The sequence below is a fragment of the Streptomyces phyllanthi genome, assembly GCF_009377205.1.
In the GTDB taxonomy this organism is placed as follows: domain Bacteria; phylum Actinomycetota; class Actinomycetes; order Streptomycetales; family Streptomycetaceae; genus Streptomyces; species Streptomyces phyllanthi.
On the sequence record NZ_VJZE01000135.1, the window covers coordinates 1 to 20028 of the forward strand.

At 71.9% G+C, this 20028-nt stretch carries 20 protein-coding genes; 11 read left to right on the forward strand and 9 right to left on the reverse strand.

Annotated features, from left to right (window positions below):
- The first annotated feature begins 155 nt into the window (after positions 1–155).
- A complete protein-coding gene (locus FNH04_RS20145; RefSeq protein WP_152786204.1) occupies positions 156–875 on the forward strand; it encodes a vWA domain-containing protein in 720 nt (239 codons plus the stop codon).
- Between the two features lie 98 nt (positions 876–973).
- On the opposite strand, the gene FNH04_RS20150 is transcribed toward FNH04_RS20145, so the two are convergent.
- Positions 974–1927 (reverse strand): acyl-CoA dehydrogenase family protein, encoded by a 954-nt coding sequence (locus FNH04_RS20150; protein ID WP_152786206.1) that lies wholly within the window; start codon positions 1925–1927, stop codon positions 974–976.
- Positions 1928–2021: 94 nt separating this feature from the next.
- Entirely contained in the window at positions 2022–3161 is a 1140-nt protein-coding gene (locus FNH04_RS20155) for an acyl-CoA dehydrogenase family protein (protein ID WP_322723359.1), read from the reverse strand.
- A gap of 61 nt (positions 3162–3222) precedes the next feature.
- Here FNH04_RS20155 and FNH04_RS20160 point away from each other — a divergent pair, with 61 nt between their 5' ends.
- Genes FNH04_RS20160 through FNH04_RS20170 form a run of 3 tightly spaced genes read left to right on the forward strand, consistent with a single transcriptional unit; the run spans position 3223 to position 5869 of the window.
- Positions 3223–4026 carry an SDR family oxidoreductase gene (locus tag FNH04_RS20160; protein WP_152786210.1) on the forward strand — a complete coding sequence of 268 codons (804 nt, stop codon included), beginning with the start codon at positions 3223–3225 and terminating at the stop codon, positions 4024–4026.
- Positions 4027–4047: 21 nt separating this feature from the next.
- Positions 4048–4689 (forward strand): TetR/AcrR family transcriptional regulator, encoded by a 642-nt coding sequence (locus FNH04_RS20165; protein WP_322723360.1) that lies wholly within the window; start codon positions 4048–4050, stop codon positions 4687–4689.
- Positions 4690–4711: 22 nt separating this feature from the next.
- Complete coding sequence (locus FNH04_RS20170) at positions 4712–5869, forward strand: acetyl-CoA C-acetyltransferase (protein WP_152786212.1); 1158 nt, start codon at positions 4712–4714, stop codon at positions 5867–5869.
- 48 nt (positions 5870–5917) lie between these two features.
- On the opposite strand, the gene FNH04_RS20175 is transcribed toward FNH04_RS20170, so the two are convergent.
- The 4 genes from FNH04_RS20175 to FNH04_RS20190 are packed head-to-tail and all read right to left on the reverse strand — an operon-like array spanning position 5918 to position 9384.
- Positions 5918–6976 (reverse strand): NAD(P)H-dependent flavin oxidoreductase, encoded by a 1059-nt coding sequence (locus tag FNH04_RS20175; protein WP_152786214.1) that lies wholly within the window; start codon positions 6974–6976, stop codon positions 5918–5920.
- Positions 6976–7734, reverse strand: a complete 759-nt coding sequence (locus FNH04_RS20180) for a CoA-transferase subunit beta (RefSeq protein ID WP_152786216.1) — start codon at positions 7732–7734, stop codon at positions 6976–6978. The genes FNH04_RS20175 and FNH04_RS20180 overlap by 1 nt, the downstream gene beginning before the upstream one ends.
- The gene (locus FNH04_RS20185; RefSeq protein WP_152786218.1) at positions 7731–8612 is read right to left on the reverse strand and encodes a CoA transferase subunit A; all 882 of its coding nucleotides are present in this window, start codon (positions 8610–8612) and stop codon (positions 7731–7733) included. Before FNH04_RS20185 ends, FNH04_RS20180 begins: the two co-directional genes overlap by 4 nt.
- Complete coding sequence (locus tag FNH04_RS20190; RefSeq protein ID WP_152786220.1) at positions 8605–9384, reverse strand: enoyl-CoA hydratase family protein; 780 nt, start codon at positions 9382–9384, stop codon at positions 8605–8607. Before FNH04_RS20190 ends, FNH04_RS20185 begins: the two co-directional genes overlap by 8 nt.
- Positions 9385–9516: 132 nt before the next feature.
- On the opposite strand from FNH04_RS20190, the gene FNH04_RS20195 reads away from it, so the two are divergent.
- Positions 9517–10389 carry an SDR family oxidoreductase gene (locus FNH04_RS20195; RefSeq protein ID WP_152786234.1) on the forward strand — a complete coding sequence of 291 codons (873 nt, stop codon included), beginning with the start codon at positions 9517–9519 and terminating at the stop codon, positions 10387–10389.
- Positions 10386–11300: an SDR family oxidoreductase gene (locus FNH04_RS20200; protein WP_152786222.1), complete on the forward strand. Its 915-nt coding sequence runs from the start codon at positions 10386–10388 to the stop codon at positions 11298–11300. The genes FNH04_RS20195 and FNH04_RS20200 overlap by 4 nt, the downstream gene beginning before the upstream one ends.
- Positions 11301–12108: 808 nt before the next feature.
- On the opposite strand, the gene FNH04_RS20205 is transcribed toward FNH04_RS20200, so the two are convergent.
- On the reverse strand, positions 12109–12867 hold the full coding sequence (locus FNH04_RS20205) for an ankyrin repeat domain-containing protein (protein ID WP_152786224.1): 759 nt from the start codon (positions 12865–12867) through the stop codon (positions 12109–12111).
- A 155-nt stretch (positions 12868–13022) separates the two neighbouring features.
- On the reverse strand, positions 13023–13952 hold the full coding sequence (locus FNH04_RS20210) for a hypothetical protein (RefSeq protein ID WP_322723362.1): 930 nt from the start codon (positions 13950–13952) through the stop codon (positions 13023–13025).
- A gap of 193 nt (positions 13953–14145) precedes the next feature.
- On the opposite strand from FNH04_RS20210, the gene FNH04_RS20215 reads away from it, so the two are divergent.
- Positions 14146–14961, forward strand: a complete 816-nt coding sequence (locus FNH04_RS20215) for a S1 family peptidase (protein WP_386573351.1) — start codon at positions 14146–14148, stop codon at positions 14959–14961.
- A 184-nt stretch (positions 14962–15145) separates the two neighbouring features.
- Here the strand turns inward: FNH04_RS20215 and FNH04_RS20220 are convergent, their stop codons facing one another.
- A complete protein-coding gene (locus FNH04_RS20220) occupies positions 15146–16879 on the reverse strand; it encodes a glycoside hydrolase family 35 protein (protein ID WP_152786228.1) in 1734 nt (577 codons plus the stop codon).
- A 109-nt stretch (positions 16880–16988) separates the two neighbouring features.
- Here FNH04_RS20220 and FNH04_RS20225 point away from each other — a divergent pair, with 109 nt between their 5' ends.
- The 4 genes from FNH04_RS20225 to FNH04_RS20240 form a co-directional block, all read left to right on the forward strand.
- Positions 16989–17810, forward strand: coding sequence for a helix-turn-helix domain-containing protein (locus FNH04_RS20225; RefSeq protein ID WP_228031521.1), 822 nt, complete (start codon positions 16989–16991; stop codon positions 17808–17810).
- 10 nt (positions 17811–17820) lie between these two features.
- Positions 17821–18171 (forward strand): chorismate mutase, encoded by a 351-nt coding sequence (locus FNH04_RS20230; RefSeq protein WP_152786230.1) that lies wholly within the window; start codon positions 17821–17823, stop codon positions 18169–18171.
- 113 nt (positions 18172–18284) lie between these two features.
- Positions 18285–18848 (forward strand): response regulator, encoded by a 564-nt coding sequence (locus FNH04_RS20235; protein WP_152786232.1) that lies wholly within the window; start codon positions 18285–18287, stop codon positions 18846–18848.
- Positions 18849–18978: 130 nt separating this feature from the next.
- Positions 18979–20028 (forward strand): M1 family aminopeptidase (locus tag FNH04_RS20240; RefSeq protein ID WP_265580059.1); only part of this gene is annotated, 1050 nt, incomplete at its 3' end.

The window sequence follows — 20028 nt, forward strand, 5'->3', positions numbered from 1 at the left end:
GGTCTGACGGGGCGGGTCTGACGGGCTGGTCTGACGGTGAGCCGGTGGGGACGGCGGCGAACAAAATAGCGAAGACCGGTGGTGGGAGGGAGAGACGGGTCCGCCGTGGCGTAGCCTCAGCCGTCCCGCACCGCGTCGAAAAGGGGGAGGCCGGTATGGCCGCGATCAGCCTCAGCAAGGTGGAGGAGACCGCGCCCGCGCTGGTCAGCCTCTACAAGACCGCCGGAGTCTCCCTCACCAAACGCGGGCTGGACGGGCAGCGGGCGGCGGTGTACCTCGTCGTCGACTACTCGGGGTCCATGCGCCCGTACTACAAGGACGGCACCGTGCAGGCCCTCGCCGACCGGGTGCTAGGGCTGTCCGCGCACCTCGACGACGACGGGACCGTGCCCGTCGTCTTCTTCTCCACGGACGTCGACGCCGTCACCGACATCGCCCTCGCCGGCCACCAGGGCCGGATCGAGGGGATCGTGGCCGGACTCGGGCACATGGGCAAGACCAGCTACCACCTGGCCATGGACGCCGTCATCGACCACTACCTGGACAGCGGCTCCAGGAACCCCGCCCTCGTCGTCTTCCAGACCGACGGCGGGCCGATCAACAGGCTCGCCGCCGAACGGTATCTGTGCAAGGCGGCCCGGCTCCCGCTGTTCTGGCAGTTCATCGGGTTCGGGGACCCGGACAGCAAGCAGTTCGACTTCCTGCGCAAGCTCGACGAGCTGGCGGTGCCGGGCAAGCGGGTGGTCGACAACGCCGGGTTCTTCCACGCCGGCGAGGATCCCCGCGCGGTGTCCGACGGCGAGCTGTACGACCGGCTGCTGGGCGAGTTCCCGGCGTGGCTGGCGGCGGCCCGTGGCCTGGGAATCGTCGGCTGAGGACCGACCGCCGACCGCCCACCGCATACCGCGACCGCATACCGCCGACCGCATACCGCCAGCCGCCGGGCCGCGGCCGAGGGCCTGATCCCTGGCCATCACCCGCTGACGACCACCGCCCTGCACTCGCCCGGAGTGCCCCACGCCGTGCGCAGGGCACGGGCCTTGGTCAGCCAGAGCGAGAGGTCGTACTCCGCCGTGTAGCCGATCGCGCCGTGCAGCTGCAGGGCCGTGCGCGCGGTGGTGTACGCGGCCTCGCAGGCGGTGACCTTGGCGGCGGCCACGTCGGCCGGGTCCAGGGTCGCGGCGGCACCCAGGACCAGCGGGCGCGCGAACTCCAGGGCCACCTTGGCGTCCGCCAGCCGGTGCTTCACCGCCTGGAACGAGCCTATGGGGACCCCGAACTGCGTCCGCTGCCGTACGTACGCCACGGTCCGGTCGAGCAGCGCGAGCCCGACGCCGAGCGCCTGGGCGGCCGTGGCGAGCCGTGCCCAGAGGAGGGCGGTGGCGAAGGGCGGGGCGGTGGCGAGGAGTTCACCGCCCGGGTGCAGGTGCGTGCGGCGCCGGGCCGGGTCCAGGGAGGCGCGGACCGGGCCGTGACCGGGGGAGAGGCGCACCTCCCCGTCGGTCAGGGACAGACGGACCGCGACCGCGTCGCCGTCGAGGGCATACGACCCCCGCCGCGCGACGGTCGCCATCGACTCGCCCGAGGCCAGGGCCGGGAGCAGGCGTTTCGCCGGGGCCGGGTCGCCCAGCTCCGAGAGAAGAGCCGCCGCGGTGACCGTCTCCACCAGCGGGCCGGGTACCGCGTGCCGACCCAGCTCGACGAAGGCGACGGCCAGGTCGAGGGGAAGACGGCCCACCCCCTCGTACTCCTCCGGGACCGCCAGGGCGAACACCCCCGCCCCGGCGACACGGGACCACAGCGCACGGCCCTTCGCGTGGTCACCGCGACTCCAGTCCCGTACGACCGACGGTGTGTCCGCGGCCGTCAGCATCGCGTCCAGCGAGCCGGCGAACGCCCGCTGCTCGGTGTCGAGGAGGAAGCGCATCAGGAGGGCCCTTTCGAGCGGTGGACTCGCGCGTGGTGGACTCGTACGTGGTGGACTCGTGCGTGGTGGAGTCGCGTGCGGAGAGCGGGGCTCATCAGCGGCGGCCCCTCGGCAGGCCGAGGAGGCGCTCGGCGATGATGTCGCGCTGGATCTCGTTCGTACCGGCGTAGACGGGGCCCGCCAGGGAGAACACATAACTCTCCGACCAGCCCGTGTCCGCCGACTCGCCCTCCTCGCCCAGGAGGTCCAGCGCCGTCTCGTGCAGCGCGATGTCGTACTCGGACCAGAAGACCTTGTTCAGGCTGGACTCCGGGCCGAGCCGCTCGCCCGCGGCGGAGCGGGAGGCCGCGGCGTACGTGAAGAGCTGGTACGCGCGGGCACCGATCAGGGCGTCGGCCACGCGGTCCCGGGTGAACGGATCCTCGCCGCCCTCACGCCAGAGCGCGGCCAGGCGGTCGGCGGCGGCGAGGAAGCGGCCGGGGGAGCGGAGCGTGAGCCCGCGCTCCTCGGCCGTGGTCGACATGGCGATGCGCCAGCCCTGCCCGGGCTCGCCGATCACGTCCTCGTCGGGGACGAGGACCTCGTCCAGGAACAGCTCGGCGAAGGCGGGCTTGCCGTCGAGGCGCCCTATGGGCCGGACCGTGACCCCGGGTGCGTGGAGGTCGAACATCAGGTAGGTGAGGCCCTGGTGGGGTCTCGGGGTGCCCGGCTCGCTGCGGAACAGGCCGAACGCCCGGTCCGCGAACGCCGCCCGCGACGACCACGTCTTCTGCCCGCTCAGGAGCCAGCCGCCGTCGGTGCGCACCGCGCGCGAGGTGAGCGAGGCCAGGTCCGACCCCGCCTCCGGCTCCGACCAGGCCTGCGCCCAGACCGTCTCGCCGGTCGCCATCGACGGCAGCACGCGCGCGCGCTGCTCCTCGGTGCCGTGTTCGAAGAGCGTCGGGGCCAGGAGGCTGATGCCGTTCTGACCGACCCGGCCCGGGGCGCCCGCCGCGTAGTACTCCTCCTCGAAGACCAGCCACCGGAAGACGTCGGCGCCCCGGCCGCCGAACTCCTCGGGCCAGGACACCACCGACCAGCGGTCCGCCGCGAGCTCGGCCTCCCAGGCGCGGTGGGCCGCGAAGCCCTCCTCGGTCTCCAGGGAGGGCAGCGGCTCAGCCGGCACATGGGCGTCGAGCCAGGCCCGGGCCTCGGCGCGGAACGCCTCGTCGGCGGGGGAGTTCGTGAGATCCACCGGGCACCGTCCTTCGCTGCCGTTCTTCCCTAACAAGTGTTTGGTAGGTTAGCGTGGGCGTATGACAGACGTCGAGGGGCCGGCCTACGTGCCCGGTCACGGACTGTTGCGGGGGCGCGCCGCCGTCATCACCGCAGCGGCCGGTGCGGGGATCGGCGGGGCCACCGCGCGCCGGTTCCTCGAAGAGGGCGCCCGCGTGCTGATCAGCGACGCCCACGCACGCCGCCTCAAGGAGTACGAGACCGAGCTGGCCGCGGAGTTCGGGGCGCCCTCGGTCGCCTCGCTGCCCTGCGACGTGACGGACGAGACCCAGGTGCGGACGCTGTTCGAGGAGGCGCTCCGCGCGCACGGCGGTCTCGACATCGTCGTCAACAACGCGGGCCTCGGCGGCACCTCGGCCCTCGTGGACATGACGGACGAGCAGTGGTCGAAGGTGCTCGACGTGACACTGAACGGCACCTTCCGGTGCACCCGGGCGGCCCTGCGGATCTTTCGCGAGCAGGGCGCCACGAGCGACCGCGGCGGAGTGATCGTCAACAACGCGTCCGTCGTGGGCTGGCGCGCCCAGGCCGGCCAGGCGCACTACGCGGCGGCGAAGGCGGGCGTCATGGCGCTGACCCGGTGTGCCGCCCTCGAGGCCACCGAGTACGGGGTGCGGGTCAACGCGGTGTCGCCGAGCCTCGCGATGCACCCCCACCTGGTGAAGGTGACGTCGGCCGACCTGCTGGAGGAGTTGACCTCGCGCGAGGCCTTCGGGCGGTACGCCGAACCCTGGGAGGTGGCCAACGTGATCGTTTTCCTGGCCTCCGGCTACTCCTCGTACATGACCGGCGAGGTCGTCGCCGTCAGCAGTCGGCACCCTTAGCCCCGGGACCACAATGTGACCGTGCCTACCAACAAGAAGCCCCAGGTGACCGCCCCGAAGAAGTCCACGGCGCCAGCACCGCAGCGGCGGCGCGAACTCCTCGACACCGCCGCCGAGGTCTTCGCCGAGCAGGGCTACAACGCCACCACCGTCCGCAAGATCGCGGACCACGCCGGGATGCTCGCGGGCAGCCTCTACTACCACTTCGACTCCAAGGAGTCGATGCTGGAGGAGATCCTGCGGTCCTTCCTCGACGAGCTCTGGGACGGCTACGACGCGGTCCTGGACGCCGGGCTCGGGCCCCGGGAGACCCTGGAGGCCCTGGTCACCGAATCCTTCCGGGAGATCGACCGGCACCGCGCGGCCGTCGCCATCTACCAGAAGGAGTCCAAACAGCTCGCCCCGCAGGAACGCTTCGCGTTCCTCGCCGAGTCACAGCGCAAGTTCCAGAAGGCGTGGCTGTCCACGCTGGAGCGCGGGGTCGCCGCCCGGGTCTTCCGGGCCGACCTGGACGTCCGGCTCACCTACCGGTTCGTCCGCGACACCGTGTGGGTCGCGGCGTCCTGGTACCGGCCCGGCGGACAGCACAGCCCGGAGGAGATCGCCCGCCAGTACCTGTCGATGGTGCTGGACGGAATCGCCGTACGCGAAGAGCCGTTGTAGCTGTTGAAACCAGGGAGTCGACATGGCCGAGGCCTACATCGTCGAAGCGGTCCGCACGCCCGTCGGGCGGCGCGGGGGAGGACTGGCCGGGGTCCACCCGGCGGACCTCGGAGCGCACGTCCTGAAGGAGCTGGTCACACGTTCCGGCATCGACCCGTCCGCGGTCGAGGACGTGGTGTTCGGCTGTCTGGACACGGTGGGGCCGCAGGCCGGGGACATCGCCCGCACCTGCTGGCTGGCCGCCGGACTGCCCGAGGAGGTGCCGGGCGTGACCGTCGACCGGCAGTGCGGCTCCTCCCAACAGGCCGTGCACTTCGCCGCACAGGCCGTGCTGTCCGGAACCCAGGACCTGGTCGTCGCGGGCGGCGTCCAGAACATGTCGATGATCCCCATCGCCTTCGCCTCCCGTCAGGCCGCCGTACCGCTCGGCCTCACCGAGGGCCCCTTCGCGGGCAGCGAGGGCTGGCGCGCCCGCTACGGGGACCGGCCCGTGAACCAGTTCGCCGGCGCCGAGATGATCGCCGCCAAGTGGGGCATCAGCCGCCGCGACCAGGAGGAGTACGCCCTGCGCTCCCACCAGCGGGCGGTCCGGGCCATCGACGAGGGCCGCTTCGAGCGCGAGACCGTCCCGTACGGGGACGTGACGGCCGACGAGGGCCCGCGCCGTGACACCTCACTGGAGAAGATGGCCGCCCTGAAGCCGGTGATCGACGGCGGCACGATCACCGCCGCCTGCTCCTCCCAGGTCTCCGACGGCGCCGCCGCACTGCTGCTCGCCTCCGAACAGGCCGTACGGGAACACGGGCTGACCCCGCGCGCCCGCGTCCACCACCTCTCCGTCCGCGGCGAGGACCCCATCCGGATGCTCACCGCCCCCATCCCGGCGACCGCGCACGCCCTGAAGAAGACCGGTCTCGCCCTGGACGACATCGACCTCGTCGAGATCAACGAGGCCTTCGCACCCGTCATCCTGGCCTGGCTGAAGGAGACCGGCGCCGACCCGGACAAGGTCAACGTCAACGGCGGCGCCATCGCCCTCGGCCACCCCCTCGGCGCCACCGGCGTCAAGCTGATGACGACCCTCCTCCACGAGCTGGAACGCACGGGCGCCCGCTACGGCCTGCAGACCATGTGCGAGGGCGGCGGCCAGGCGAACGTGACGATCATCGAGCGACTCTGAGCTGACCATCGAGCGGCTCCGAGCGGATCATGAGCGGAGAAGCGACGGTCACCGGACGGCTCCGAGCGCCTCCAGGGTCTTCAGCGTCTCCTCCGCCTCCGCCATGATCCGGTCCATCAGCTCCACGCACGACGGCAGGTCGTCGATCACCCCGGCGACCTGCCCGGACGCCATCACACCGAGATCCGTACGACCCTCCACCATCGACGCCTTGAGGAGCATCGGGGTGTTGGCGGCGAGCAGGACCTGACTCCAGGAGAGGTCCTTGCCGTGCCGCATGGCGAGCCCGTCGCGGACCATCCGGAGCCAGGACAGCCCGGACACCCTGCGGAAACCGGCAGCATGGCGGACCGCCCGAAGCAGCGCTCTCGAGCGCCCGGACCTCTCCAGGGCGTCCACGAACTCCGTCCGCAGCATCCGGTGCGGCAGCCCGTCCACCGCTGTCGTGACCGTGACGTCCCGGACCGTCGCCGTGAGGTATCTCGCCTTCACCGCGTCGGGAACCGTCGAGTCGGAGGTCAGCAGAAACCGCGTGCCCATGGCGATCCCCGCCGCCCCCAACGCCAGCGCCGCCACCAGACCGCGCCCGTCGCGGAAGCCGCCCGCCGCCACCACCGGTAGGTCCACCGCGTCGACGACCTGGGGGAGCAGCACGGTCGTCGCCACCTCGCCCGTGTGCCCGCCACCCTCGCCGCCCTGCACGATCACCGCGTCCGCACCCCACGCGGCCACCTTCTCGGCGTGCCGGCGGGCGCCTATGGACGGGATCACGACCACACCGGCGTCCTTGAGCTCGGTGATCAGCTCCCTGGAGGGCGCCAGCGCGAAGGACGCCACATGGACCCCCTCCTCGATGATGATCCGCACCCGGTCATGGGCGTCCCCCGCGTCGGCACGCAGATTCACCCCGAACGGCGCGTCCGTACGGGACCTCACCTCCCTTGTCGCGTCCCGGAGCTGGTCGAGCGTCATGGTCGCGGAGGCAAGGATGCCGAGCGCGCCCGCGTTCGCCGTGGCGGAGACCAGGCGGGGGCCCGCCACCCAGCCCATACCGGTCTGCACCACGGGGTGACGGACACCGACGAGCCGGGTGAGCGCGGTGTCCATCAGCTCCCCGTCCTCTGGACCGCCACGGGGGCAGGGACCTCCCGCTCCCGGGCGCCCCCGGGGTCGAGTACCTCGCGGATCAACCGCAGCTCCTCCGGCGTCGGTTCGCGGGTGTGGGGCACCTCTTCGGGGACGGTCAGCTCGAACCCCGTCGCCTCCTTCACCCGCTCGATCGTGACCCCCGGGTGGAGCGAGGCCAGCCGCATCGAGCGGTCGGGTGTGGCGAAGTCGAAGACCCCCAGATCGGACACCACGCGCGGGATCCTGTGGAAACGGGCCGTCCCCGGATGCTCGGCCGCCCGGTCGTACCCCACCCCGCACACCATGTCGACCTTCTCGACGAAGACCCGCCGCGAATGCCTGGGTATCCAGTAACTGACCGGGTTGTTCAGCGTGTTGACCGGCGCCCCCCGCACACCGAGCAGCTGGCGGCTGGGACGGGCCCAGTCTCCGATGCACGAGATGTTCTGGTTGCCGTGGCGGTCGATCTGGCTCGCGCCCATCATCACGTGCCGTCTGCCGCCGGTGACCAGGGTCAGGTGCCTGCGGTACGGCAGCCAGCCCTCCGGTGTCCCGTCCGGACCGACGAGCATCGCCTCGCCGTCCGTGAGCAGCAGCTCCGGGGCGAAGGTCAGCCTGGCCAGCCGCGCGCCCACGGACGGGATCAGGCCCATGGGGCTCGCGAGGATCTCCCCGGCACCGCGCCACGCCTCGGCACAGGCGATCACGCAGTAGTCGGCGCGGGTCGCTCCGCTCATGGGCCCACCTTCCCCTCGCGCTCGGGGTTCTCCTCGCGCTCCTTGTGCCAGGCCTGCACGGCCCGCTGGTAGTCCTGCTCGTCCCCGTCGAGGAACCGCTCGGCGAACTCCGGCCAGGGCGTGCTCGCGTAGTGCCTCTGGAAGGCCTCGTCCCGGGCATAGTCCGGTACACACGACGTGAAGTGCGCGCCGTTCGGGGCCTCCACCACGCCGGTCACCGTGTGCCGGCCGACCAGCAGCGTCTGCGGTGCCGCCTCCTTCGTCAGCTCCGCCGTGTCCACGATGCGCTCGCACGAGACATACGCGCTGTCGGCGGCCTCGCAGAACAGGTCGTCGAAGTACGGGTCCGGGCCCAGGTACTGTCCGTTGCCGAGCCGGTCGGCGCGGTTCAGATGGACCAGGGCGGCGTCCATCCGCAGCGCGGGCACGGCGACGAGCGTCTCCCCGTCCTCGTACGGCGAACGCACCGTCCGCAACCCGGGGTTGACCCGCATCACATCCGAACCGACGCCCGCCCGCACCGGTATGAACGGCAGCCTGTTCGCGGCCGCGTGCAGCCCCCACATGAACATCGCCTCGTCGATCTCCATCAGCTCGAAGGCCCCGCGCTCGCGGGCCGCGCGGAAGTGCGGCTCCAGCGGTATCGAGTCGAGCGTCGCGAACGCCGCGACCAGCTTCCGTATCCGCCCGGCGGCCGCCAGCATGCCCACGTCCGGGCCGCCGTACGACACGACGGTGAGGTCGGTGATCCCTGAGCGCAGCAGCGCCCGCACCAGGGCCATCGGCTTGCGGCGCGAACCCCAGCCGCCGATGCCGAGGGTCATCCCGCTCTCCAGCCGCGAGACGGCCTCGTCGGCGGTCATCGTCTTGTCAGCCATGGTCACCCACCTGTGCCCCCTCCTTCCCCGAGGTGTCGTTCTTCCCGAAGGTGTTCCGGACCCGGTCGCCCGCCCCGCTGAGGCTCGCCTCGAAGGTGAATCCCTGCTCGAAGCGGTAGCTGCGGCGGACGTCGACGGGGTCGATGCCGTTGATGGCGGCCTTGGCCAGGCGGATCAACCTGCCGTCCTTGGCGGCTATCTCGCGGGCCAGCTCCAGGGCCGCGGACCGCAGCGCGTCGCGCGGCACGACCCGCCACACCGACCCGTGCGCGTGCAGCTCGGCCGCGGTCGCCGTGCGCGACGTGTAGTACAGCGCGCGCATCAGATGCCGGGGGACCAGCCGGGCCAGGTGCGTGGCCGCGCCCAGCGCGCCCCGGTCCAGCTCGGGCAGACCGAACGTGGCGTCGTCGCTCGCCACGATCGCGTCCGCGTTGCCCACCAGGCCTATCCCGCCCCCCAGACAGAACCCGTGCACCGCCGCGACCACGGGCACCTCGCACTCGTACACCGCGGCGAAGGCCTCGGCGCACCCCTGGTTGGCGCCCACCAGGGCCGTCCCGCCCTCCGCCTGTATCTCCTTGATGTCCACCCCCGCGTTGAACCCGCGCCCCTCCGCCGCCAGCACCACACAGCGGACATCGGCGTCACGCCCCGCCGCGTTCACGGCATCGGCCAGCTGGAACCAGCCGTGCACCGGCAGCGCGTTCACGGGCGGGAAGTCGACCGTGACGACGGAAATCCCCTTCTCCGGGGACGAGGTGGAGACACCCATCAGCTCATCAGCTACCTTTCCACCAAACGTTTGTTAGGTGCGATCGATGTCGAAGGTAGCAGCGAACGGAAGCCCGCGGGAGAGCCTGTGGATAACTCCGGACAGCGAGCCGGGCAGCAAGACAGCCGGCGGCTGAGGGGAAAGCTCGTCGTCGTCACCGGGGGCACGCGCGGTGTCGGCGCCGGAATCGCGCGCGCCTTCGTGGGGGCGGGAGCCGAGGTCGTGGTCTGTGCCCGCAGACCGCCCGAAGTGCCGGTCGACGGCGCCCGGTTCACAGCGGTGGACCTGCGCGACCCCACCGCCGTGCACCGGTTCTTCGCCGCGCTGCCCCGCCTCGACGTCCTGGTCAACAACGCCGGCGGCAGCCCCTACCGGCCCCTCGCCGACGACACCGGCACCGACATCCGCCGCCACGCCCGCGTCATCGAACTCAACCTCACCACACCGCTCACCGCCTCTCTCGCCGCGTACGAGTACCTCAAGCGGTCCAGGGGGGCCATCGTGATGATCGGCAGCGTGAGCGGGGCCCGTCCCTCGCCCGGGACCGCGGCGTACGGCGCGGCCAAGGCGGGGCTGGAGCATCTGGCCCGTTCGATGGCCGTGGAGTGGGCCCCGTACATCCGCGTCAACACGCTCGTCCTCGGCATGGTCCGCACCGAGCTCTCCCACCTCCACTACGGCGACGAGGACGGCATCGCGGCCGTCGCCCGCACGGTTCCGCTGGGCCGCCTCGCCGAGCCGTCCGACATCGGCGAGGCCGCCGTCTTCCTCGCCTCCGACGCGGCCGCGTACATCACCGGGGCCTCGCTCCTCGTCCACGGCGGCGGCGAGCGGCCCGCGTTCCTCGACGCGGCGTCCGCCAACAAGCAAGCCGTCGACGAAGCAACCAGCGGAGCCGTCGACGAAGCAATCACCGGAGCCGTCGACGAACCCGCCGCAGGAGCTGCCACTGAAGTCACCGGGGAACCCACCAGGCAAGCCACCAAGGGAGGAGAACAAGGATGAGCTCACGCCGGCTCTGTGAGGAGCGCGTCGTCATCGTCACCGGCGCGGGGCGCGGACTGGGGCGCGCCCACGCCCTCGCGTACGCCGCGGAGGGCGCCCGAGTCGTCGTCAACGACCTGGGCGTCGGCCTCGACGGGACGCCGGGCCCCGACAGCCCGGCGGCCCAGGTCGCCGACGAGATCCGCGCGGCCGGCGGAGAGGCGGTCGCCCATGGCGGCGACATCGCCACGAACGAGGGCGCCGCGTCCCTCGTCCGCACCGCGCTGGAGACGTACGGCCGGCTCGACACCCTCGTCAACAACGCGGGGTTCCTGCGCGACCGGATGCTCGTCAACCTCGACGAGGACGACTGGGACGCCGTGATGCGCGTCCATCTGAAGGGGCACTTCCTGCCGCTGAGGCACGCGGCGGCGCACTGGAGGGCCGAGACCAAGGCCGGGCGGACCCCGGTCGCCCGGGTCGTCAACACCAGTAGCGGGGCGGGCCTCGCGGGCTCGGTCGGGCAGGGCAACTACAGTGCCGCGAAGGCCGGGATCGTCGGGCTGACCCTGGTCGCGGCGGCCGAGCTGGGCCGGTACGGGGTCCACGTCAACGCGATCGCTCCGGCGGCCCGTACCCGTATGACGGAGCGCGCCTTCGCCGACACGATGGCCGCGCCCGGCACCGGCTTCGACGCCATGGCGCCGGAGAACGTCTCGCCGCTGGTGGTGTGGCTGGGCTCCGCGGCGAGCGCGGGTGTGACCGGGCGGGTCTTCGAGACCGAGGGCGGGCGCATCACGGTCATGGAGGGCTGGCGACCGGGACCGACCGCCGACAAGGGAGCCCGCCGGACCCCGGCCGAGGCGGGCGAGACCGCGCTCAAGCTCGTCGCCGAGGCGGAGCTACCGCGACCGGTGTACGGGGCGGGGTGACACGGCCGCGGACCCGGCGGCCCGGCCGTCGAACCCGCGCAACGCCACCATGACGGCCGAGAGTTGCCCTCAAAGCCGTCAACGGCCGAAGCCACTGGCCGCCGAAGCGCCGGGCGCCGGAGCGGTCGGCCGTCGGAGCGGTCGGGAGTCGCAGCCGTCGGCCATCGAGGCTGCTGGTCGTCGGAGCCGCTGGGCGCCGAGGCTGCTGGCCGTCGGAGCCGCTGGCCGCCGAAGCGTTGGGCGCTGGAGGGGTCGGGCGTCGGAGCGGCTGGGCGCCGAGGTCGCTGGCCGCTGAAGCGTCGGGCGCCGGAGTGGTCGGGCGTCGGAGCGGTCGGGTGCCGCAGCCGCTGGCCGCCGAGGTCGCTGGCGTCGGAGCCGCTGGGCGCCGAAGTCGCTGGGCGCCGGAGTGGTCGGGCGTCGGAGCGGCTGGGCATCGAGGCTGCTGGCCGCCGAAGCGTCGGGCGCCGGAGCGGTCGGGCGCCGAGGCCGCTGGTCATCGAGGCTGCTGGCCGCCGAAGCGTCGGGCGCCGGAGCGGTCGGCCGTCGGAGCCGCTGGGCACCGAGGCTGCTGGCCGCTGAAGCGTCGGGCGCCGGAGCGGTCGGCCGTCGGAGCCGCTGGCCGCCGAAGTCGCTGGGCGCCGGAGGGGGCGGCCGCAGGAGCCGCTGGCCACCGAGGCTGCTGGCCGGTGGAGCGGTCGGGCGCCGAGGTCGCTGGGCGCCGAGGCCGCTGGCCGCCGAAGCCCCCGGTTACCGAAGCCACATGGGGCAGCCGGCACCGCCTTCGCCGCAGGTGTGGCCTTGGCCGTAGTCAGGGCCTTCCGCCGGCGCGGGCCTCCAAGAGCCCCACGATCTCCGCATGCCCAGTCTGCTGGTCGTTGCCCGCCACTGCCCGGCTGCTCGTGTGGAGTTCGACCACGACCGTGATTCCGCCGTCCTCCGGGACGCGCTGGACAGTCACTTCGTGGCCCGGCCCGTACGTCTGTTCAAGGCCCGCTCGGAGCTCAGCGGCGATGTCCACAGTCAGCCAGCGTCGCGCCTCCGCCAGGGCCTCCACGCGCGCGTGGGCACCGTGGTCCAGGAGGGCCCGTACACAGGACAGGGAGCCTCGGCGGGCGGCTGCCACGAGCGGGGGTTCGCCCGTCGGGCCGGGGCGGTTCGGGTCCGCGCCGGACTCGAGGAGGGCCACCAGTACGCCGGTGTTGCCCCGCTGTACCGCCCACGTCAGCGCGGTGAAGCCCAGCTCCTCCTCCAGATCGGGTGTCGCCCCGGCCGTCAGCAGGGCGCGTACGACCTCCGTGTGGCCCCCGCAGGCCGCGCCGCACAGCGGGGAGTCCGCGCCCGCGCTGAGGCGGTCGGGGTCGGCGCCCGCCGCCAGGAGCAGGCGCGCGATGGCGGGATCGTCTCTCAGGGCCGCCAGGTACAGGACGGACTGGCCGTCCTCGTCCGTCGCCTCCGGGCTCGCGCCGTCGCGCAGCAGCCGTACCACCGCGTCCTCGGCCCTCTCGTACACCGCCGTGAAGAGGCCCGCATCCTTGCCTGCGTCCCTGGCTGGTCCGTGCTCGTTCATCCTTACGAGCGTCACCCGCGCAGCCCGGTTGACGCAAAGGGTTAGTTGGCGCGAAGGGTTGGTTGGCGCGAAGGGTTTGGTTGACGCGGGCCCGGCACCGAGGTCTGCGCCGCCACCGTCATACCGTCCCCTGGGTGTCGCACTTACGAAACCGCCTAGGTGTCGCACTCCAGCACCGTCCGGCACAGCCCGCAGCGGGCGCGGACCCGGCCCCGGACCGGGACCCTGATCCGCTGGTGGCACGTGGGGCAGGGGAAGGAGACCCGCAGTGGGCCCCGGCCGTCGGGCGTGAACCTGTACGGCACCCCCGGCTGCGGGCCCGGCGGGTGGTCCTGGGCGTAGGGGTGGTCCTGGACGGAGCGGCCGTCCTGGGCCGAGCGGCGGTCCTTGGCGTAGCGGCGGCGGCCCGCCCATCCGGCGGCCGTCAGCGGGGGCTGCTGCTCGTCGTGGCGGGCCCTGGCCGCGCCCCGGGTGTACGCGGTGTGCGCCTGCGGGCTGGTGAACCAGATCGACGGGTCCTCGCCGAAGAGCGCCGCCCGCTTCGCGAGCACGTAGCCGAACTCCTCCGGGGTGAGGTAGCCCAGCTTCTGCGAGGAGACCTGGTCCTCCCGGTAGGCGTCCAGCAGGAGCCAGCCCGCGCCCAGGTACGTCGTCGCCGTGTCCGTGAGGATCTCGTTGTCACGGGTGCCGGGGAAAGACAGGCCGAGGCGGTGCAGATAGACGTGCATGACCTCGTGGGCGAGGGCCGCGCCGATGTCCCGGCGGTGGGTGCGGAAGCGGTCGTTGAGCTCGATGAAGTACTCGGGGCCCGACGTCAGTTCGACATTGGCCGCGTGGGTCATCTCGCGGAAGCTGATGATCATCCGGGCGTCGGGCAGCCGGTAGTGCAGCACCAGCTCGCGGGCCACGCGCTGTGCGCCCAGGTGGAGGTCGTCCGTGTCGCAGAAGGCCACGTCGGCGGGGGCCACGCTGGTGGCGAACGTGCTGATCGTGTCGTGGGAGAGCCGCTTGTACAGCGCGGTGATCGCCGCCCGCACCGTGTCCAGGTGCGGAAAGCCGTGCTCGACCGGTCCGCCGTTCGCCACGTCCGTACCCCCTCGGAGGTCTCCACTGTAAGTGGATGTGCGCCCATTTTCGCCGGTTGCGGACACCAGGGTGCAGTCCGTCGGGGCCGTCCCGTGGCCGGAATGCGGTCCTTGTCGCCCGTGATGGCGGATCTTCATACTTCACAGACGTGTTGACGGGGTCATGTCTCCTGCTGGTTGGCATGAACCTGTCATGCGTGTTTCACCCCCCACGAAAGGAAATCCGTTGAACAAGCTGATCTCCTGGCTCAAGAGAGCCGCGGCCACCGGTGCCGCCGCCCTCGCCGTCGCCAGCCTCCAGCCCGTCAGCGCACATGCCGCGCCCGCACCGGTCGTGGGCGGAACCCGCGCCGCGCAGGGCGAGTTCCCGTTCATGGTCCGGCTCTCCATGGGCTGCGGCGGCTCCCTGCTCACCCAGCAGATCGTGCTCACCGCCGCCCACTGCGTGAACGGCTCCGGCAACAACACCAGCATCACCGCCACCGCCGGTGTCGTGGACCTCCAGTCCACCACCGGCCGTGTCCAGGTCCGTTCCACCAAGGTCCTCCAGGCCCCCGGCTACAACGGCACCGGCAAGGACTGGGCGCTCATCAAGCTCGCCCAGCCCATCAACCTGCCCACGCTGAAGATCGCCACCACCACGCAGTACAACACCGGTGACTTCACCGTCGCCGGCTGGGGCGCGGCTCGCGAGGGCGGAGCCCAGCAGCGCTACCTCCTCAAGGCGACCGTGCCGTTCGTCGACGACGCCACCTGCGAGGCCTCCGGCGGCATCTACAGCGACCTGGTCCCCGGCGAGGAGATCTGCGCCGGCTTCGAGGAGGGCGGCGTCGACACCTGCCAGGGCGACTCCGGCGGCCCGATGTTCCGCAAGGACGACACCGGTGCCTGGATCCAGGTCGGCATCGTCAGCTGGGGCGAGGGCTGCGCCCGTCCCGACGCCCCCGGCGTCTACACCGAGGTGTCGACCTTCGCCACGGCCATAACCCAGGCGGCCGCCACCCTGTGACACCCGCTGTACGGCTCTCTCCGCAGCGCCCATAGCGTCCACCGCACGGCTGCCTCCTCGGCAGCTTCCGTACGGAGAACGCCTTTACCACCCGGCATCCGCTGCACGGGCGTCCGCGGTGCACGACCGCCGCGGACGCCCAGGGCCTGTCCGAACCCGATCCGCCGGACAGGCCCTCGCCCGGTCACGGCCGCCGCAGCACCAGCGCGTCACCCGCCGTCTCGAACTCCAGCACCCACACGTCGTTCCCGCCCTCGCGCAGCACCGGGCCCGGCACGTACAGCGCGTCCTGCGGACCCACGGACCAGTAGCGGCCCAGGTTGCAGCCGTTGACCCAGACGAAGCCACGTGTCCAGCCCGGCAGCGCCAGATACGCGTCCCCGGCCCCGCGCACCTCGAACACGCCGCGGTACAGCCCGGGGGCACCCTCCCCGGACAGCTCACGCAGCGGCACGCCGTCCACGTCGTCCAGCGCGTCGAGACGCAGCCCACGCGCGCGTACACCCTGCACGAACGCCCGCTCGTGCAGGACACCCCCGGTGATGCCCTTCGGCTCGCCGAGCCGCGGCCCGTAATTGGCCCTGCCCAGGGACTCCACCCACAGCTCCACGCGCGCGGGACCCGCGACGGGCTCCTTCAGCTGGGGCTCCTCCTCGGTGAGCACCCCGGCCCGCTCCCCGTCGACGTACACCACCGCCAGATCACGCAGCCCGCGCGCGAGCAGCGGGTACGGCTCACGGGGGCCCGGAATCTCCACGGAGTAGCGCACCAGGCCCCGGTCCACGTCCAGTTCCTCGAACGTGGGCGGCATCGGCGACTCGACCGCCGGGCCGCCGCGCGCCTCCAGTACCTCGTCCAGGGGCGCCCACGCGGTGAGTTCCGCCGGCGAGGCCTCACCCAGGGACGCCGGCGGGGGCGGGACATCGGGCAGGGGGCCGTCCGCGTACTCCGCGAGGATCTCCCGGAAACGCCAGAACTTGTCCGTGGGGCGCCCGATCTCGTCGATCGGCGCGTCGTAGTCGTACGACGTGACATCCGGGAACAGCGGACCGTCGTGCAGGACGCCGCCACCCCGGTTCGCGCCCGCCCAGCCCGCGAAGTTCGTGCCGCCGTGCGCCATGTACAGGTTCACCGACGCACCGCACTCCAGGATCTCGCGCAGCGACCCCGCGGCGTCCTCGGCGTCACGCGCCGCCGGTTCCCCGTCCCAGTGGGTGAACCAGCCGCACCACCACTCCATGCACATCAGCGGACCCGTGGGACGGTGCCTGCGCAGCACGTCGAACGCCTCACGCGCGCGGGAGCCGAACGTGGCCGTCGCGAGCAGCCCCGGGACCGACCCGCCGGTGAGCATGTGGTCCTCCGGACCGTCCGCCGTGAACAGCGGCACCGTCACACCCTCGGCACGCAACAGGTCGACCAGCCGGCCCAGGTACACCTGGTCGGTGCCGTAGCTGCCGTACTCGTTCTCGACCTGCACCATGATCACCGGCCCGCCCCGGTCGATCTGCCGCGGCACGACCTCGCCCAGCAGATGCCGGAACCAGCGCTCCACCGGCTCCAGGAAACGCTCGTCCCGTGTGCGCAGCTGCCCCGTCACCCAGTGCGGCAGCCCGCCGTTCTCCCACTCCGCGCAGATGTACGGCCCCGGGCGCACGATCGCCCACAGCCCCGCCTCCCGCGCCGCGTCCAGGAACCGGCCCAGCTGCCCCACCTCACGGAACTCGCCCGGCCGCGGCTCGTGCAGGTTCCACGGCACGTACGTCTCCACGCAGTTGAGGCCCATCGCCCGCAGCATCGCCAGACGGTGGCCCCAGTGCTCCTCCGGCACCCGGAAGTAGTGCACCGCACCCGACAGCAGTCGCACCGGGCGCCCGTCCAGCAGGAAGTCCGTGTCCCCGACCGTGAATTCACTCATGAAGCCACCCTCGCCCCTGGCGGCGAAACCGTCCATGGACAAAGATCGACGACGGTTGGACGAAAGTGAGGGCCCGGTGGACGGAAGGAGACACGCCTACCACACCTGGATGCGGTACTTCACGCCCGGCCCCGAGCTCCACCGGCTCGGCCTCGCCTGCCTCGGCGTCGGACTGCAGTACGGCGAGCTGCCCACCGTCGGACCACGCACCCTCGACCACCACGTGGCCGTCGTGATCAGCGCGGGCGGCGGCTGGTTCCGGGCCGCCGACGGACCCCGCATCCAAGTCACCGCACCCGTCCTGCTCTGGCTCACCCCCGGCGTACCACACCACTACGGGCCCGACCCGCACTGGGACGAGAGCTGGGTCGCCTTCACCGGACCCGCCACCGAGGCCTACACCGAACTCGGCTGCATCGAACCCGACCGCCCCGTCGTACCCCTCTCCGACGCCTCCGGCGCCCGCGCCGTCATCGGCCGCATCGCCCGCACCGTCCAACGCGACACCCCCCTGCCCGAGGTGGAGGCGGGCGCCGCCCTCCACGAACTCCTCGTGACCCTGCGCGGCGCCCGCGCCGACCTGGCCCCCGACGGCGACCGGCTCCTGCAGGCCCTCGCCCGCGACGCCTGCCGGCCCCTGTCGGTCGCCGAACACGCCGCCCGGCACGGCATGACCACCGCCGAACTGCGCACCGCCGTCCGACGCGGCGCCGGCTGCAGCCCCAAGGACTACCTCCTGCGCATCCGCCTCGACCGCGCCAAGGAACTGCTCGCCGCCACCGACCTCCCCGTCGCCGCCGTGGCCCGCCGCGTCGGATACGACGACCCCGCCTACTTCTCACGCCTGTTCACACGCCGCGTCGGCCTCGCCCCGATCCACTTCCGCGCCCAGCAGAGCCGCCCGAGAGCCGACCAGCCGTACACCCCGTAGGGTGACGCCCATGACCACCAGCAGCACCGCCACCGGTGACGTCGACCCGGCGATCCGCGCCGAGCTCGCCCGGCTGCGGGAGAGCATCGACAACATCGACGCCGCCGTCGTCCACATGCTCGCCGAGCGCTTCAAATGCACCCAGCAGGTCGGCCACCTCAAGGCCGCCCACCAACTGCCACCCGCAGACCCCGCACGCGAGGCCCAGCAGATCGCCCGCCTGCGCAGCCTCGCCGAGAACGCCCGACTGGACCCGGCGTTCGCCGAGAAACTCCTCAACTTCATCATCGCCGAGGTGATCCGCCACCACGAACGGATCGCGGACGGCACCGTGAACGGCGCGACCGGTCCCAGGGAGTGACACCACGCCCACCAGGAGGCATCCTGCGTGAGCACTCTTCGTCAGGCCGCGGGTACGCGCGGTGAGGTATCCGGGCCTAAGCTGAGGTGGCCTAAACGAGGGGACGCCAGGCCATGCCGTCGGATGCCAAGATCCTCATTGTCGACGACCATGAGGACACGCTGTACGCCCTGGAGAGCGCACTCGCGCCCCTGGGCTACCGGCTGACGCGAGCCACCAGTGGCGACGCGGCACTCAAAGAGGTCCTGCGCGGCCAGGTCGGACTGCTGCTCCTGGACGTCCGCATGCCCGGCGTCAGCGGCCTCGACGTCGTGCACTACCTGCGGCGCCTGGAACAGACCCAGCACATACCCGTCATCCTGCTCACCGGCTTCGGCCCCGACGCGGAACTCGCCACCAGCGCCTTCACACTCGGCGTCGCCGACCTCGTCATGAAACCCGTCGACCCCTGGGCCCTGCGCACCAAGGTGCGCTACCTCTACGACGCCCACCAGCGCAGCCGAGCCCTGGAACGGGAGATACAGGACCTGCGCGCCCGCCTCAGGGACCAGACCCCCCAGCCCGACGCCGAGCTGGTCCCGCCCCACGCCGACAGACGGATCCCCGTCCCGCGCCTGGGCCACGGCACCCACGACGACGTGGAGGACGAAAAACCCACGGAGGACTGGTCGGCCTGAGACCACGGCACTGAAGCAGACGCGCGAGCATCGCACGCACAACTGGACGACGGCCGCAGGTACGCCCGGACAAAAGCCATGTAACGACCTGCCCCTGTGCCTGGTCAGCGCCATCAGGCAGCATTGCCCCATGTCCGTTCTGACGCGCGACGAAGCGCAGACCCGTGCCAAGCTCCTCGACGTCCACCGGTACGAGATCGACCTCGACCTGACACACGGCGACGAGCTGTTCCACTCCCGCACCGCCATCCACTTCACCGTACGCGGGAACCAGGAAACCACGGACACCTTCGTCGAGCTCAAGCCCGCCGAACTGCGATCCGTCACCCTCGACGGCAAGCCACTCGACCCCGACTCCCTCACCCTGGACGAGAACCGGCTGCCCCTCAAGGACCTGACAGCGGGCAACCACGAACTGCGCATCGACACCACCATGCGCTACTCGCGCACCGGCGAGGGCATGCACCGCTTCACCGACCCCACCGACGGCGAGACCTACGTCTACACACAGCTGTTCATGGACGACGTGCAGCGCGTCTTCCCGGCCTTCGACCAACCCGACCTCAAGGCCGTCTTCGAACTCACCGTGAAAGCCCCCGAAGGCTGGACCGTGCTCGCCAACGGGATCACCGAACAGCAGGACGACGGCAGCTGGCGCGCCGCCCCCACACCACCCATCTCCACCTACCTGGTCGCCGCCGCCGCCGGCCCCTGGCACTCCGTACGCACCGAACACCGCGGCCTGCCCTTCGGCATCCACTGCCGCCGCTCCCTCGCCCCCCACCTCGACGCCGACGCCGACGAGATCCTCGACACCACCCGCGCCTGCTTCGACCGCTACCACGAGAAGTTCGAGGAGCCGTACCCCTTCGACTCCTACGACCAGGCATTCGTCCCCGAGTTCAACGCGGGCGCCATGGAGAACCCCGGACTCGTCACCTTCCGCGACGAGTTCGTCTACCGCTCCGCCGTCACCGACACCGAGCGGCAGACCCGCGCCGTGGTCATCGCCCACGAGATGGCCCACATGTGGTTCGGCGACCTCGTCACCCTCAAGTGGTGGGACGACATCTGGCTGAACGAGTCCTTCGCCGAGTACATGGGCTACCAGACACTCACCGAAGCCACCCGCTTCACCGGCACCTGGGTCGACTTCGGCGTCACCCGCAAGGGCTGGGGA

Coding starts and splice junctions, on each gene's coding strand:
- FNH04_RS20200 (WP_152786222.1), top strand. CDS start 10,386: ATGAGCTCACGCCGGCTCTGTGAGGAGCGCGTCGTCATCGTCACCGGC.
- FNH04_RS20160 (WP_152786210.1), top strand. CDS start 3,223: ATGACAGACGTCGAGGGGCCGGCCTACGTGCCCGGTCACGGACTGTTG.
- FNH04_RS20220 (WP_152786228.1), bottom strand. CDS start 16,879: ATGAGTGAATTCACGGTCGGGGACACGGACTTCCTGCTGGACGGGCGC.
- FNH04_RS20145 (WP_152786204.1), top strand. CDS start 156: ATGGCCGCGATCAGCCTCAGCAAGGTGGAGGAGACCGCGCCCGCGCTG.
- FNH04_RS20205 (WP_152786224.1), bottom strand. CDS start 12,867: ATGAACGAGCACGGACCAGCCAGGGACGCAGGCAAGGATGCGGGCCTC.
- FNH04_RS20190 (WP_152786220.1), bottom strand. CDS start 9,384: ATGGGTGTCTCCACCTCGTCCCCGGAGAAGGGGATTTCCGTCGTCACG.
- FNH04_RS20180 (WP_152786216.1), bottom strand. CDS start 7,734: ATGAGCGGAGCGACCCGCGCCGACTACTGCGTGATCGCCTGTGCCGAG.
- FNH04_RS20150 (WP_152786206.1), bottom strand. CDS start 1,927: ATGCGCTTCCTCCTCGACACCGAGCAGCGGGCGTTCGCCGGCTCGCTG.
- FNH04_RS20175 (WP_152786214.1), bottom strand. CDS start 6,976: ATGGACACCGCGCTCACCCGGCTCGTCGGTGTCCGTCACCCCGTGGTG.
- FNH04_RS20215 (WP_386573351.1), top strand. CDS start 14,146: ATGCGTGTTTCACCCCCCACGAAAGGAAATCCGTTGAACAAGCTGATC.
- FNH04_RS20170 (WP_152786212.1), top strand. CDS start 4,712: ATGGCCGAGGCCTACATCGTCGAAGCGGTCCGCACGCCCGTCGGGCGG.
- FNH04_RS20230 (WP_152786230.1), top strand. CDS start 17,821: ATGACCACCAGCAGCACCGCCACCGGTGACGTCGACCCGGCGATCCGC.
- FNH04_RS20225 (WP_228031521.1), top strand. CDS start 16,989: ATGCGGTACTTCACGCCCGGCCCCGAGCTCCACCGGCTCGGCCTCGCC.
- FNH04_RS20235 (WP_152786232.1), top strand. CDS start 18,285: ATGCCGTCGGATGCCAAGATCCTCATTGTCGACGACCATGAGGACACG.
- FNH04_RS20185 (WP_152786218.1), bottom strand. CDS start 8,612: ATGGCTGACAAGACGATGACCGCCGACGAGGCCGTCTCGCGGCTGGAG.